3 protein-coding genes are annotated in these 15,602 nt (G+C 63.7%); all 3 read right to left on the bottom strand.

Annotation, left to right across the window (positions count from 1 at the left end; translation table 11 throughout):
* Nucleotides 1–823 precede the first annotated feature (823 nt).
* Nucleotides 824–13,069, bottom strand: a complete 12,246-nt coding sequence (locus Q8X51_RS29950) for a filamentous haemagglutinin family protein (RefSeq protein WP_407694805.1) — start codon at nucleotides 13,067–13,069, stop codon at nucleotides 824–826.
* Between the two features lie 205 nt (nucleotides 13,070–13,274).
* Entirely contained in the window at nucleotides 13,275–14,459 is a 1,185-nt protein-coding gene (locus Q8X51_RS29945; protein WP_027607538.1) for a substrate-binding domain-containing protein, read from the bottom strand.
* 517 nt (nucleotides 14,460–14,976) lie between these two features.
* Nucleotides 14,977–15,602: type II secretion system F family protein (locus Q8X51_RS29940; protein ID WP_407694806.1), on the bottom strand; the 626-nt coding region annotated here is incomplete at its 5' end.

Below are 15,602 nucleotides of genomic sequence, written 5' to 3'. Positions count from 1 at the left end.
ACAGCGGGTCACTTTTGGAAGAGCGCCAAAAGTAACCAAAAACGCTTCGCCCCACCACTCGGCACCTCGCCCAGGCTCGGTGTGCCCGTAATCCGACGTGATTTGGGGGGCCGCCGCCCCGCGCCATCCATGGCGCGGGGCGGCTAAACCGGCATCCCTGCCGGTTTACCCCCCAAATCACTATCAAATTCCGGCCAGCGTGGTTAACGGGGCGCCTAAGATCAAGATCAAAAGCAAGATCAAGAGCAGCTCGCTTCGCATCGTGGTGACCGTTGGGGCTACACAACAGTGTGGATGGCGCTGACACCCCCTGTTGTATCGCGAGCTGTTGCTGTTGCTGTGGCTGTTGCTCTGTTTTTGATTTTGATCTTAGGCGCCCCGTTAACCACGCTGGCCGAACGCAGGCTTGAATCCGTGGGTAACCCGGCAGGACGCCGGGTTAGCCGTCCTGGGCCAGGGATGGCCCATGACGGCGGCCCACGGATTCAAGCCTGCGTTCGGGCATGCCGAGCCTAGGCGAGGCACCGAGTGGTGGGGCAAGACCTTTTGGTTACTTTTGGGGCGTTTGCCAAAAGTGACCCGCTGTAAGAGCGGAACCATAGGTGGCCGTTACCGCAGCAACGGATATGTACTCATTCCAACCCCAACCAATGGTCGGCCCAAAGGCCGCCATCGGGAGCAAATCGAATCGTCGCACCCACAGTTTTAACCGAGTCCCCCCAATACCGCTCGGCTATAAGCTCGCCGCCCTTCTGATTCCCCCAAAAAAATGGGGCGATCACTGATCGCCCCGAACGGTACATCGAGAGGTCCTTCTGAAACGCTACAAACTGATCTGCTTACGCTCCTCATCCGTCAACCGCGCCCGCGCCTGCTCACTCAGCGGCCCCGCGCCCAGCACCTGCACCGGGCTGTCGGGGTTGTAGCCCGAGGTTTTCCGAGGTTCCGGTTCACGCGACAGCGGCTCGGTGCCCAGGCTCAGCACCTCCACGGTCATGATCGACGGCCGGCCCTGTTTGGCCGCCGCCTGCTGGCTGCGCGCCGCGTCTTCTGCGGCCTGGGACGCCGCCGCCCCCGCTGCGCTGGCCGAGCTCATGGCGCCGGTGTTGACGGTGGCCGACACCGGCACCCCGGACGACTTGCCCTGGGTCTGGATGTTCGCCGCGTTCACCACCCGCAGGGCGGCGATGTTGACGTTACCCGACACCCGAATCCCCGCCTCGCCCGCATCGATGGTGCCCATCGGCGCGATCAGGTCGATATCCCCCGCCGGCACTTCCGGGATCGGGTTGAGCGTGGCGATCCCCGCACCGGTGCTCGGTACCGACGGCGACAGGCTCACGTTGCCCCAGTTGTCATAGACGCGCTTGGGCGGCGTGTACACCACGGTGGTCTTGGAGCCACGACCGGCGTTGATGTCGCCCTCGCTGGTCCAGGCCATGATCGAGCCGCCGAAGGTGGTCATGATGCGGCTCTGGCCAAGCAGGATGCTGCCCAGGGAGTACAGTTGGATATCTCCAGCGCCCTGGGTGATCACCCCAGCCGTGGACGGCGGTGCGGCGCCTTCGATGCCGAACGTCTGGCGGCCACCCGGCGTGAGCATCTGGATCGAGCCACCAAAGTTGGTGTGCACGCCCGCGCCGCCGAACATCGTGATGTCGCCTTTGTAGGTGATCGGGTTGCCGGCCACGTCGGTCTCGGGGAACAACCGGGCAATCGCGGCACGACCACGCACATAGCTGCCCTGGCGCACACTGCCGTCCTGGTTGTACTCACGGCCGGCGGCCTTGAGTTCGGCAAAGTACACGTCGCGGGCGAAGATCCGTTGTTGTTCGGCGGGCAGTGCGGCGTAGTAGGTCCGGGCCTGTTCGCTGTCGCCGGCGAAGCCGAAGCGTTCGGTGAGCCAGGTAACCAGCTCGTTTTCGTAAGTCTTGGCCACCTTGGCGCCTTGCAGGGATTCACCCGCTTGCGCCAGGTTGGCGGGGTTCAGGTAGGCCTCGACGAAGCGGCGGTAATCCGGGCCATTGGGGCCCATGCCGGCTTGCATGACGATGCTTGCGCCAGGGCGGCTGTCGCCCGCCGCCACAGCACCCAGGCTGTTCACAGCGACTTTGTCTTCCATCTGGATGTTGCGCCCCGCCGTCAGTTCCAGGGTACCGGGGCCGGCAACGTTAAAGCTGCTGTAGAGGATGTCGCGGCCAGCGCTGGCGATGGAGATATCGGTGGGGCTGTTGTGCACGAACAGGTTGCCGGTAAAGGTGTATTGCCCCGTATCCGTGACACCTGCGCTGGCACCGCTCAAGCGCGTGCCGCTGCCGACAATATCGCGTCCGGCTTGCATCCATACCGGGCCTGCGCCTTCGTAAAAGGTTTGCCCGAACCGAGCGTCACCCACCCCCGTGATCGTGAGGGCGCGCCCACTATTGACGCCCAGCAGGTCCCCGTTCAGCGCATAGAAACGCGCGGGCTCCAGGGCATCACCCCAAGCTATGCTGGCGGTGTTGGGGCCAAAGGCAAACAGCGGGGAAACCGTCAAGGTTGCAATGTTGCCATCGCTGGAAAGATTGCCACTGCCCGCTATTGCCGTTTTTTGATCCGTCAGGAAACCGGCGAAGGCCGGACGCAGAATAGTCGCCAGGCTATTGGGTGCTGCACTGGAGCGGCTGATCGTCAGATCGCCGCCGGAGATCGAATCCCCGGCCAGCAATTCCAGTTGTCCATTGGACGAAGGTGCGAGTACCAACGCCCTGAGCGGCTGCACGGTGCCAGGATTACTGGTCGAGGCGCTGCCGTAATAGAGACTGCCGTTAGCCGCAACCGCACGCAATGTCGCGGGATAGACCGCCGCCATATCGGTTTCCAGGGTCTGGGTCAGCGGCGTGAGGTTGCCCCCGGCAGAGAACAGGTCCACTGCTGTGCGGTCGGTCCACAAGCTGAACCAGCTTTGTCCGATCCCGTTGACCCCCTTATTGACGAAGGTCAAGGCGTTCATCTGCGGCGCGCGCCCAGGGTCGGCGACGTCCTGCAACACCAGGTCGCCACGGGTGGACAGGCCGAAAGTGGCGTCGCCCGGCAACAGGCTCAAACCACCCGAGGCCATGGCCGAAGTGGAACGCAAAGGATCGTAGGCGCGCACTTCGCTGGGGCTCTGGTCTGTGAACCGGTTGCCATAACGCAGCGTCAGGCTGCCCAGGGCGCCACCGGTCAATTGCACGTGCCCACGCAGGTTCACCAGCGCACCATTGAGGTGGTCTGCGAAGGTCTGGCTGGCGGGGTTAACCGCTCCGCCGACCCGCAGGTTCAGATCACCGCCACCCGTCAGTTGCACACTGCCATCGGCCCCGACCCGACCGGTGCTGCCGACTGCCAGTACCAGGCCTTGGCTGCGGCGACTGACGTTCAGAGCTGTTGACGAGACAGGGCTGATGAGTCCTGCATCGCCACCCACATCAACATTCAGGTTGCCGCCTCCCAGGGTGCCAAACCCGGTGAACCCGACCATCTGGTCCGAACGGTCGCTGGCGACGTAGGAACCAAAATTGATCCACCAGGCGGTGGCTTGCGCCTGGCTCCCACTGAGCCCATTGCCCTGACGCCACAGCCAGTTGCCGACGTTGGCGGAATCCTGACCCTGGTCGCTGGGTACCGGACGACCAACGCCATTCTGCGCCGGGCTGGTGATATTGCCCGTCAGGTTGCCGCCCACTTTAAGCAGCAAGTTGCCGCCAGTGTCCGGATACCAGGCACGGTACAGGCTGCCCGTTCCACCATCGACCAGCTTCTCGTTGCCCCCCGCGTTACCCAGCACCTTGTTGTTGCTGCCCACGGCGCGCTTGAGGTTATAAGGATCGTTGGCCGAGGTGCCGGTGGACGAACTGCCCGCGGTATAGACCCCGAACAGCGACTCCATGCTCAGGTTGCCGGCGGCCAGCAGGTCAAGGTCTGCAGCGCCGGTGCGGATTACGCTGAAGCGAGTGCTGCCGCCCACCAGCAGCGTGTAGGCCTCACCACTGATAGCGCAGTATTCCGGGAGGTCGTCACAGAGGCCCGGGTAGTCTATTGCGACGAAATCAATCGGTTGGCCCACCATGCTGTCATCGCCGAACCACCCCATGGAGCCCTCCTCGGTCCAGACCTGGGCTCCTTTCCCGAACGTCCCATAGTGACTGTCCGCCAAGCGCAGATTGCCGCTTACCGGATGCGGTTGCAGCAGGCGACTGTCGGCTGCCTCAGTATCGGCCCCCGCGACCAGGCGAATCGACCACGACTGCGCACCCTCCTCCAGCAGGGGTGCAATGGCCCAGTTCTTGCCCGGATGGCCGGCGTCACGCAACGTCACCGACTCCACGCCGCCCGGCAGCTTCACGTCTGTTCCCGACGGCAACAGGGCGCCCCGGGGCAGCACTTGGCTGGCGGCCAGGGTCACCTTGGTGGCCAATGGCACGCCCTTGGGCCAGATCAAGCCGTCGACACTGGCTGACGTGCTCAACAGGCTGCCGGCATCCAGGACACTGCCGATGGCGAGGGTCTGGCTCTGAGTCAGCAACGTGCCCGCCGCGAACAGCACATTGCCCGAGGCATCCCGAACAGCCGCCGCCAACACCGTACCCGCCGGGAGTACCAACGGTTGTTTGAGCGTAGCCGCGACGGGCAATCGGGTGCCCGGCGGCAGAAATAGGGGGTTGGTCAGTACATCGAAATTAAGCGCAGCGCCCGCGGGGAACACGGTGCCCACCTCCAGGGTCACGCCGCTGCCCGGCACCACCACCGCGCCGCCGGTGTAGTCGATACCGGCGCGCAGCACCCAGCCACTGTCATCGTCGGTGGCCGGTGGCGTGGCAAAGCCGTCGTTGATGCTGCCATAGATATTCAGGTCGCCACCGGCGCGCAGGGTCAGGCTGCCGGACTCGGTCTTGGCCGTTGATTTGAGGCTGGCGTAACGATAGCTGGAGAGGTCCAGGTCGCCCTGCACTACAAGGTCGCCATCCGGGGTTTTGCTGATGATCTCTACGCCGGGGCGCAGGTGGAACACATCGCCGTACGTGGCGTTGTTCAAGCCGGCGAGCTTGCGCAGCAAGTTGTCGTTAACGCGCGCAGCGTCGATGAATGTCGTATTCGCGTCATTGACGCCCTGGAGGTAGGTCTGATCAATCACTTGGTACGGGCGCCCATTGGGCGTTTCATCGGTGTTGGTCGGGGCATCGTCGTAGGTTCTCATGCCATTGAGCGCAATCGAACGCGCGCCCTGGATAGTCAACGGCCCACGGGCGTCAATGGCGATGTCATTGCCGCCCACTCGCGGCGCGTTGAGCTCCAGCGTGCCACGGTTGCGGCCGTCATTGCCGGTCGCGGCAGCAGTACCGTGACGCAGGTCGATGCGCGCCCCCTCGGCCAGGGTCAACTGGCCCTGGCCAGAGCCGAGGACCACGATGGCGCGGTTAGGCGAATCGATGATCTTGCCGTAGCTGTCCACCCGCAGTTGGCTGCCATGGGCATCGAGCACCGCCGTGCCGTCCAGGCTCAGGCCGTTCTTGGCGGCCAGGTTTATGCTGCCCACGCGCTCGCCGCTGGCATCCACCAGGCCGGTCACGCGCAGGCTGCCATTGTCGATCGAGACGTTGACGCTGTTGGCCTTGACGTCATTGCCGATGGTCAGGTCGCCCTGCTTGAGCTGGAAGCTGCGCGCACCGTAGACCTGGCCTTGATTGAGGCGTTGGTTGAGCGCTGCGAACTGGTCGCTGAGCGTACCGCTGCCGCCCAGGCGCTGGGCCTGGATCTCCACCGCACCCGCGAGGTATGGCACCCGCGTGCCACCGGCATCGTAGTCACCGCTGCTGCCGGCGATAATCTTGCCTGCCAGGTCGACGATCCCCGCAGCGCCGTCCACCGCCACCGCGCGCAACTTGCCCGCCTGGTTGTGCTGCGCCGACAGGTCGATGCTCGAACCGGCGGCCTGCTGCACATTGCCGGCACGGCTCTCCAGCAAAACCTCGCCGCCTGCGCTGTATTTGGTCAAGTCATTGAAGGCAATGGCCCGGCCGGACACATCAATCGAGGCGGCATCGGTCAACACCACGTCGCCCCGCGCGCCCAAGGTCACCTTGCCGCTGGGCAGTACCACGGCAGTGGCCAGGCGAAGGCTATCGCCTTGCAATGACAATTCGCCGCCGATGCCGTCCACCTTGCCTACTGCGCCAGCCGAGGCGCTGACATCAATCGCGCCACCGGCGGTAATACGGTTGACCGAACCGGCCTCACCGGTCATCAGCGGCGTGAGGATATTCAGGTTGCCGCCGCTGTAGGCAAAGCCCTTGATCGCATCAAACGCGCCCTGGCTCTGGTACACCGAGAGGCTGCCCTTGTGGTTGGCGGTGATGCGCTCACTGGCATTGAGGTTGACGTTGGCAAAGCCCAGGGCGAGGCGGTCGAAGGTATTGGTCGTGCTCGGCTGGGCAAAATCCCCATAGCCGAATTCGATACGCTCGGCATTGATGTCCAGGCGCCCGCTGCCGCTGCCGGCACCGCCGGTCACCGCCGCCACAGGCGGCGCGACGGCACCTTGCCAGATCAGGTTGGCGGTGTGGATAGTCGCCACGTCGTTCAAGCCGCCAGAGCCGTAGATCGCCGGCGCGGACAGCATCAGGTTGCTCAGCAACGACTTGCCGGTCACGGCGTCATAAGTGTCCAGGGTGGTGGTGCCGTAGAAGTTAAAGCTGTCACGCGCCGACAGTTGCAGAGTTTCCAGGGCCGGGGCGCCGAATTGGGTGTCGCCGCGCAGCAGGCGCTCCAGCACTTGCTGGTTGAGGGTCATGCCCACCGGCAGGCGATTGTTGGCGGCTGCAGCGGCCAAGGCTTCGGGGCTGCCGACGTTGATGCTGGACACGCCCAGGTTCAGGTGGCGAGTGCCATAGCGCACCTCATCGCCCATCTGCAGGGTGCTGTCGGTCAAGGTAACGATGCTGCCTTCGGAATACAGGGCTGTCTGGCCGCTGCAGGGCGCGCTGTCGCACACGCCTAACTGGATGCCTCCACTGATGAGTCCACCCAATGACGGCGCGGCAATTACGTTGAGCAAACCGTTGGACACCGCCAGCACATTGCTCAGGTTGTAGATAAAACCGTCACGTGCGTCGTAGCTGGCCTTGCCCTGGCCTATCGTGTTGATCGAGGCGCCTTGTTCGAGCGTAATTTTTCCGGTGGAGGTCACCAGTAATACCTCCGGTGCCGCCAGTTTCGCGCCGTCGCGCAGGATGATGGAACTGATGATGCTGCTGGGGAGGTTGATGTAGTTGCCACCCTGGCCGTACGTGACATAGGTCATTCCACCGATCAGCAGGCGAGCCGCGCCCATTGCATTCAGGCTGTCCGCATCCACCGTAATGCCTTTGAAATTGGCGGTAGCCGCGTTGCCTGCCGCGACAATTTCGATGTCCCTTCCCAAGCTGCCCTTTTCTTCGTTTATCAGCGATACGGTACCGCCGTAACCGCCGTCAGCGGCCTCGAAGCGGCCGATCCCCTGGAACGAAAAGGCATCCGCACCTGCGCCTGGCCGCAGGGCCAGTTGCAGGGTCTTGGCATCCACCGGCAGCAGTGCCCGAGGTACACCAAGCCTGGTGGCGTCGGCCACGGCGAACTGTGCGTAGCCGGTTTCGTTGTATTGGGAGTAACGACGCAACCTATCGGCCGACGTGAGAATTACCTGGCTGGCCGTACTGTTGCTGATCCCGGTATTGGCGATGGACAAGCGCCCTGCCGTGGCCCATGAGCCATTGCGCAACGCCTGGGTCACACCGTCGGTGCCCAACCCGGCCAGGCCGTTGATCTCGAGCCGGAAAGCCCCAGGCATCAACGCATAGGTGGACGGCATCAGGGTATAGGTGCCGGCCGCCAGGCCCGGCACGCCGGCGCCGATTGTGATCTGCTGGCCGATCAACGGATCGACCGCGCCACCTTCCGGCGCCACCGGGGCATAGCCCGGTTGCACGCCCGGCACAATCGCATAGATCGGGTTGGTGCTCAGACCCGGCAGTACAAACCCGCCGTTCGCACCGAACTGTACCAATGGGTTGTAACGTGCATCGGTAGAGCCCCCGCGCCCGGAAATAAATCCGGCGCCGAGCAGTTCGCCACCGCCGGACAGATCCACCGTCGCCTGCGGCAGCACCGTCAACTGCTGGCCACCGAGAATCACCCCAACGTTCAGGCTGCCCGCACTGTTGCCGCCACCCTGGCCGATAAACGTCACTGCCTTGCCGTTGTACTTGTAGATCTGGCCATCCACGGTACCGCCGTAAGGCAATACCAGGCCCTTGCCACTCACCGAAGTGAGGCTGCCCGGCAGCAGTTGCACGTTGGTAGAGCCCAGGTTGCCAATCTCGATCAGCCCCAGTGGCGCACGCACCACCCCGCCCTGCTTGATGGTGGGCCCGCCCAATTGCAGACGACCAAAGGCCGAGTAAGGCATGGCGGCATTGCTATTGGCGGTGCGTGCGATGGTCAGGGTGCGTGTCGGATCGTAATTGAAGCCTGTGTCATTGCTGGCAGCATTATTCAGATAGCCCGCCAGTACCCGGGCGCCGACCTCAGTCGCCGGATACAACTGCGCCGCGCGCAGGGTCATGTCACCACTGGTCACTAATTGCGTGCTGATGCCCTGGGCAATCACATCTGCCCCCGCCCCCGCCAGGAAGCGCAAGTCGCCCTGGCTGGTCAGTTGCACATCATCAAACCCCCGCCGTTCGAGGCTGGCCTGGCTGTTGTCGGGCCGCAACAGATAGCTCTTGTTGCCGAACACCACATTGCCACGCACGTCGATCAGGTTGGCGTTGGCGTTGAACTGCGCCGTGGTGGCCAGCGCGGAGGGATTGGGCAACACCGGCACCGCGCGGGTATAGGCTTCCTTGCCGGATTCTGCCGGCGCGAGGATGCCGGCCAACAGCAGGTATGGCGCCGACAGGTTGACCCGCGAACTGGCCGCCGCGTTTTCACTGAGGTTATAGCTGCCACCGTACAGGCGCAGGCTCTGGCCCATGTTCAACGACACGTCACCGTCGAAACTCAGCAAGCCGTTGCTGAGCAGCGCCAGGTTGTCAAAGCCGCCGGCGCTGACCTGGTCCACGCCGAGGCGGCCATGGCCGTACTCGAGGCTGGAAGTCGGGCTGGCTTGATGGGTCTGGCTGAGCACCAGTTCACGCACCTTGAGCACACTGTCGTTGACGCCGGCCTTGAGGTAATACGGGCTTTCCAGGGCCAGGGCCAGGCTACCGCCCGCAGCACCTGCGCCACCCGCGCGGGCAACAAAGCTGCCGTCCAGGTACAGGCCGTTGTTCGACGCAAAGCTGATGCTGCCGCCATTGCTGGCCATCGGCACGCGGCCCTGGCCGGGAACATCCAGCATCGCCTGGGCACCGGACGCGTCCAGGCGCGCGCCGTCGCGCACCACCACAAACAGGTCACTGGCCTTGGCGATGCCGGTGGCCAGGTTGATATCGCCGCCGATGCTGATGGTGCCACCATTGCGCACCTGGCCGTAGACATTGCCACGGTTGCTCACCGCCGTGACCGCACGCGACGCCACGTCGATCAGCGCGTTTTCACCCACCCAGATCGAACGGCTATGGCCGGCGGCGTTGGCCGCTTCCGAGCCCGTCGCCGTCAGGCCGCCCAGGCTGACGCTGCCGCCCCAGGCGTTGAGGCTGCCGTTCATGGTCAACTGGCCGACGCTGCGCAGGTTGATGGCCTGGCCTGGGTCGACAGTGATCACCGCGCCCTGCCCCACGCTCAAGGCCGTGGTGGCCAGTTCAGCCGCCGTGGAATTCAGATTGCCGGCGGTCAAGGTCAGGCTGGCGCCACGGCGCTGGGTCAGTACGCCTTTGGCGGCGTCTTCCTGGTACAGCGCCGGCGTCCAGCGTTCAAGGGCGGTGGCCGGGTCGCTGCCCGTGGCAGCGGCCGAGGTCTGCTCGCCAATACGGTAGACCGGCGTCGTGACGTCGACCTGGGTACCGTCCGTGACCAGCAGCCCTTCATTGCCGGTGATGTCATAGGCCGAGAAGCCCTTGTTGAAAAAATCCCCCGCCAGTTGCACGGTGCCAACATCGGGCGCCGTGGCGCTGTCGCCGATCTGTACTTTGCGCGCCTGCAACGCCAGGGTGCCGCCACCGCTCACGCCATAACCGCGAATCTCGCCGTCCAAACCCAGGGTACCGAGAGACGCCAAGGTCACGTCGCCGCCCTTGCCACCGTTGAGCTTGCCATCCAAGCCGAGGGTGCCACCGGAGGAAGTGTCCACCACGCTGCCGGCCGCCAGGTTCACACCGCCAGTGCTGCGCAGCGACACCTTGCCGCCGTTCACATAGGCCAAGCCGCTGCTGTTGGCCGGATCCAGCAGCAGATTGTTCCAGCGCCCGGTGGCATCCAGCGTGACCCCGCTGGCCACGTTCAGCGTGCCGCTGCCGTTGAGGATGCTGTCGCCCACCGCACCGCCTTTAAGCGGGTCGACCTGGCTGAGGATATTGCCCGCGTTGAGGCTGCCGCCGTGGGCCGTGAGGTGGGCGTTGATGTCGACCCTTGGCCCGAACAGGGTGATATCGCCGCCATCGGCCACCTTGAGCGCTCCGTTGACGGTGACCTGCTGCTTGGCCGCGACCTTGATCGCGCCCAACTGATAGCTATTGAGTTGGTCGCTGTCGAGTACCATCTTGCCCTGGCGGTCCGCGGGCAGCGCGGTGGTGAGGTCCAGGCCATCGGCGATTTTTTGCGTACCGCCCTCGATCAACACCTCGTCCGCGTTTGCGCCCAAGGCATAGCGCAGGGTGCCGGTGGTCTTGTTGTAGATAGGCGTGTAGCCGCCAATGATCAATTGCGCGCGCTGGGCCATGGCCTTCTGCGACTGCTGGTAACCGTCGAGGTTGATGTTCGGCGCCTGGGTCTGGCGATCGCCCTGGAACACGTCACTGATCACCTGGCCCTCGAGCACCGCGCTGGTGGTACCGATCACCAGCTTGCCGGCATCGCGGCCCACCGTGTAACCGCTCTCATAACGACGCTGCTTGGCGATCATCGGGTTGTAGTAGTAATCGGTCTGGCCCCAGCGCTTGCTGGTGTCTTCATACCCCTTGTAGAACCCGGAATAGAGAATGTCGCCCGGCGCGTTGGACAGCTCATACAAGCGCCCATCCGGGCCCTTGAGCCAGGTCTGCTGGATATAACCGGCCTGCACATCCACGGTGCCGCCCGACAGGTTGATCTGCGCGTCCTTCTGGGTCACCACGTCCTTGCCGGTAAACGTCACGGTACCGCCCTGGGCCATCCACTCGCCCACCGAGTGGCCTTGGGTGCCCAGGTAGCCGCCCACTTCCAGCAAGCCGCCAGCGGTGTACCAGCGATCCGTCGCATAGCCGTTGGTGCCTGCGGGCACAAACACCAGCTCGCGCAGGTCGACCCACACATCGTTATTGATCAACTGCCCATCGTCACGGTTGACCGGTGCGTCGCGCTGCTCGTTGCCCTGTACGTTGATCTTGATGTTGTTGGATTCCATCGACACCTTGACACCGACCGCCCCGGAGACATCGATCATCGCCCCGTCGCGTACCAGGCTGCGCCCGGTGGCACTGACCGCGACCTGCCCACCGGTAGCCAGGGTGATCGAGCCTTTCTGGAAGTCCACCGTGCCGCCGCTGACGATCTCGATGCGTGATTGGTCGGTGCGGTCGGCCACGGCGCTGAGGTTGTTGAACTGGCCGGTGATCAGGTTGGCGGGCGTGCCGTCGAGCTTGATCAGGCCGTTGTCCTTCTGGCCGTTGAGCGCGGTGCTGCCGCTGCTGTCGAGCAGGATCGCGGTGGTGCTGCCCTCCCCAAGGGTCACGCTGCCGGTGGTGTCGGTAGCGGAATTTAGCAAATGGATGGTGCCACGGGTGTCCACTGACGTGCTGGCCAAGGCCACGCCATTTTGCTGCACCTGGTGCCCGGTCAGGGTGATGTCACCGGTGGACGCCATGATCAGGCCCGTGTTGCTGACCTTGCCTGCGCTGCTGCCGGCCTTGAGGCTGGTGGCCACTTCATTGCCACGGGTGGTGGAGCGGTCATTGCCGGTGGTGCCGACACCCTTGCGGATGTAAAAGCTGTCGCCGGCGGCCAGGGTGGTCTGGCCCTTGGCGGTAGTGAGGGTACCGGCATTTTCCACTTCCGAGCCCAGCAGCAAGGCATAGCCGCCGGCGTCGGTGGAGGTGGCGGGGTTGTGGGTCTGGATCAATGCGCCGCGCTGCACCTCGACCTTGCCGGCCGCGTCAGTGAAGGTCGGCTGGGTGCCGGTGGCGTCCACGTAGATACCGCGCTGGGTGAACTGCTCATCGGTGATGTTCGCCGCCGCCGCCACCAGATTGCGCACGTTGACCTGGCTGGTGCCACTGAACACCACGCCGTTGCGGTTCACGATCATCACCGTACCGGCGCCGTTGATCTGGCCCTGGATTTCGCTCGGGCGCGCATTCGGGTCGTTGACGCGGTTGAGCACGGCCCAGCTCGACTGCTGCTGGAAGTCGACGCTGGTGTTGCGCCCGACGTTGAAGGTTTCCCAATTGAGGATGGCCTTGTCGGCGGTCTGTTCGATGGTCACCGTGGTCTTGCCGCCGGCCTGGGTCTGCACCGGGCCCTTGGCGTTGGTCCAGCCCTGGGTCAGGCTGTTATCCACCTGCAGGCCACCTTTGCCGAGGCCGTCTGGAATCGTCGAGACTTGGCCAAACGCCGCCTGACGCCCCGCCGCTTGTGCTGCCTGCTGTGCCGCAATCGCCGCGACGCTGGTGTTCAAAGTGCTGATGGAACGCGCCAACTGCTGGTTGACCCGCGCCTGCTGGTTCAGCGAAGGAATCCCCTGCACCTGCCCGGCACTGATCCGCGCCGCCGTCGCCGCCTGGGTCGCACCTTTATCGGCAAACCAGCTGGAACTGAACGCCGTGGCCGCATGGGCATTGCCCGCCACCATCAACAAGGCGATGGCCTGGGCCAGGGGCTTGAGGCGCAGCACAGTTTCTTGGGCTTTCAGGTTAACCGGCGATTTGCAGCGGACCATCGGGGATCTTCCTTCTTTGTTATCACGCAGGGAGCAAGACAGGCTCACGTATGAGGGTTAGGCGGTTGGCGAGGGACGGGACTGAACTTCTGTCACGCAAAGTTCATATAGGGCTGTTAACGGCTCGAAAAACCGCACAAACGCAAAAATCAGCAACGGCACAGGCCGTTGCTGATCAGGTGGTGCAGGTCGTTGAAAGCGAGGGTTACAGCGGGCGACCGATACCGTTGCAGACGTTGGTGTTGCCGATGCTCAGGGCGTTGCTCGCGGTCAGGAAGCTGGCGCGAACGGTGGCTTTCCAAGCGGTTGGCAGCGGAACGAAAGCGTTGGCGGTGATGGCTGCATCGTTGTTGTTGGAGGCGCCGTAGTGCTTGGTGAAGAAATCACGCACTTGGCTGGTCTGGGTGGCATCGGCGTAGCACTGGCTGAAGATCAGGTTGGTAAAGCCCAGGATCGGGTAGCCCGAGGTTGGGTAAGGCTGTACACCGGCGGTGTTGTCCGGACCGAAGACTGGAACCCAGGCGTCCGGGTTGGAACGATCAGCGGCAGCCGGTACCGGTACTGCGCCGATGGCGGCAGACACGTTGGCGGCGGCAGGCGAAACGCCCTGGGTGTTGGTGGCGACGTTTTTGCCCACGCGAGCCACTTTGGTGGCGTCGTCCAGGCCGGCCAATGTCGGGGCGGCGAAGTCCGGGCTCATGTAGGTGATGCGGCCATCGCCGGCGGCCAGGGCAGTCATTACACCTTGGCTGCCAGTAGCAGCAACGGCGCCGGCAGGCAAGCCACCGGAGAAACTGGTGCCGAAGGTGGTGGTGACGGCGAAGTTGCCTGTTTCTGCGTTGCACTTGGCATTCAGGAAACGGGTGAACAGCTCAGTGGTGCCACTGCTTTCGCTGCGATAAACCACAACGATCGGACCGGTACGGCCAGAACCGGAAATCCCGTCCCAGGTATTGATACGGCCCGAGAACACGCCGCACAACTCTTGAACGCTCAGGTCTACAGCGGCGGAACCGCTTTTATTGAAAGGAATGGCAACCGAAGTCCCCACCGATGGCACCTGGATCAACTTGCCCCAGGTCGGTTGCTTGGCAGAGGCGTAGGTCGACAACTCAGTGGCGCTCAGCTTGGAGTCGCTGCCGGCCCAGTGCACGTTCTTGTTCGTCACGCCCGCCTGGAACTTGGTGTAGTCATTGTTCAGGAAGGCTGCCTTGCCGTTGCCGCTGCCGACACCGATGTACTGGGCGAAACCGGCCGTCAGCACGCCGGAGGTCTGGTACAGCGCTTGTGGCAGGGTGGCACCGCCGCCGTTGATGTCAGCCATTGCAGCCTGTGCCGAGCACAGTGCGGCGAGGGTCATGGATACCGCGAGAACGTTGCGCTTAAACATGAAGAATCTCCTTTCGTCGTGTTTGTACGTTGGGGTAGATGGCTCTTGCATGACGCCATGGCTTCGGTCCCAGGCCGTGTCTCGGGGGTGGCGAGGGGTGAGGCCATGGGTAGGAAATTTCGCAGTTTCCGATGACAGCAAAAGGAAAAAACCTCGGGAGGAAGGGCTTGATTTTTAAAAAGATTCTCGGGTGTTTTGGTCATGGTTTTGAGCGGTTTGGCGGCAGGTGACAGCGAGGTTTCAGCGTGGGTTTAGTCAAGGCGGCGCGGGCTGTGGCGCAGGGCCTGGATGTGACGGAATGAGGAACCCGAGGTTGGGAGCCGGCGATATCGGCCTGCCCCAAAACCAGCCTCAGCAGAGTTTCTGATACACCGCATTCTGCTTTACTGGGGCTGCTTCGCAGCACGGCGCGGGGCAAGCCCGCTCACCACAGAGGAACTCACCCGTCTCTGAAAGTTGTGTAAATATCCATGGCTATCAGGGGCAAGCCCCCTCCCACATTGGTTTTTTGGTGTGTTCAGGTCACCAGTTGGTTGATCTCGATGATCGGCAACAGCACCGCCATCACAATCACCAACACCACCGCGCCCATCACTACGATCATCAACGGTTCCAGCAACGCGGTCATGCCCATGGCCCGCCGTTCGATATCCCGCGACAAGGTCTGCGCCGCCCGCTCCAGCATCGGTGGCAGCGAGCCGGTTTTTTCGCCACTGGCGATCAGGTGGATCAGCACCGGCGGGAAGACTTTTTCCACCGCCAGTGCCGGGGCCAGGTTGACGCCCTCACGCACCTTGGCCGTGGCATCGTTGACGCATTGGCTCAGGCGCTCATTGGAGAGGGTTTGCCGCGCCGCTTCCAGGGCCCGCAGCAACGGCACCCCGGCACCGCCGAGAATCGCCAGGGTCGAGGCAAAGCGCGCGGTGTTCAGGCCCAGCACAAAGCGCCCGATCAGCGGCAGGCGCAGCACGCGGCTGTGCCAGTTCAAGCGCGCCACCGGGTTACGCAGGTACAGGCGCCAGCCCCAGAAACCCGCGATTAAAGCACTGAGGCACAGCCAACCCCAACCGCGAATGAAATCACTGGCATTGAGCATCGCCAATGTCAGCCCGGGCAGATCCTGGCGCGCCTGGGAAAACGCGC

Origin of the sequence: Pseudomonas sp. Yb2C2 (assembly GCF_052112325.1) — a bacterium.
In the GTDB taxonomy this organism is placed as follows: Bacteria; Pseudomonadota; Gammaproteobacteria; order Pseudomonadales; family Pseudomonadaceae; genus Aquipseudomonas; species Aquipseudomonas marginalis.
Note: the sequence above shows the minus strand (reverse complement) of the source record. Positions and strands in the feature narration are given on the sequence as shown.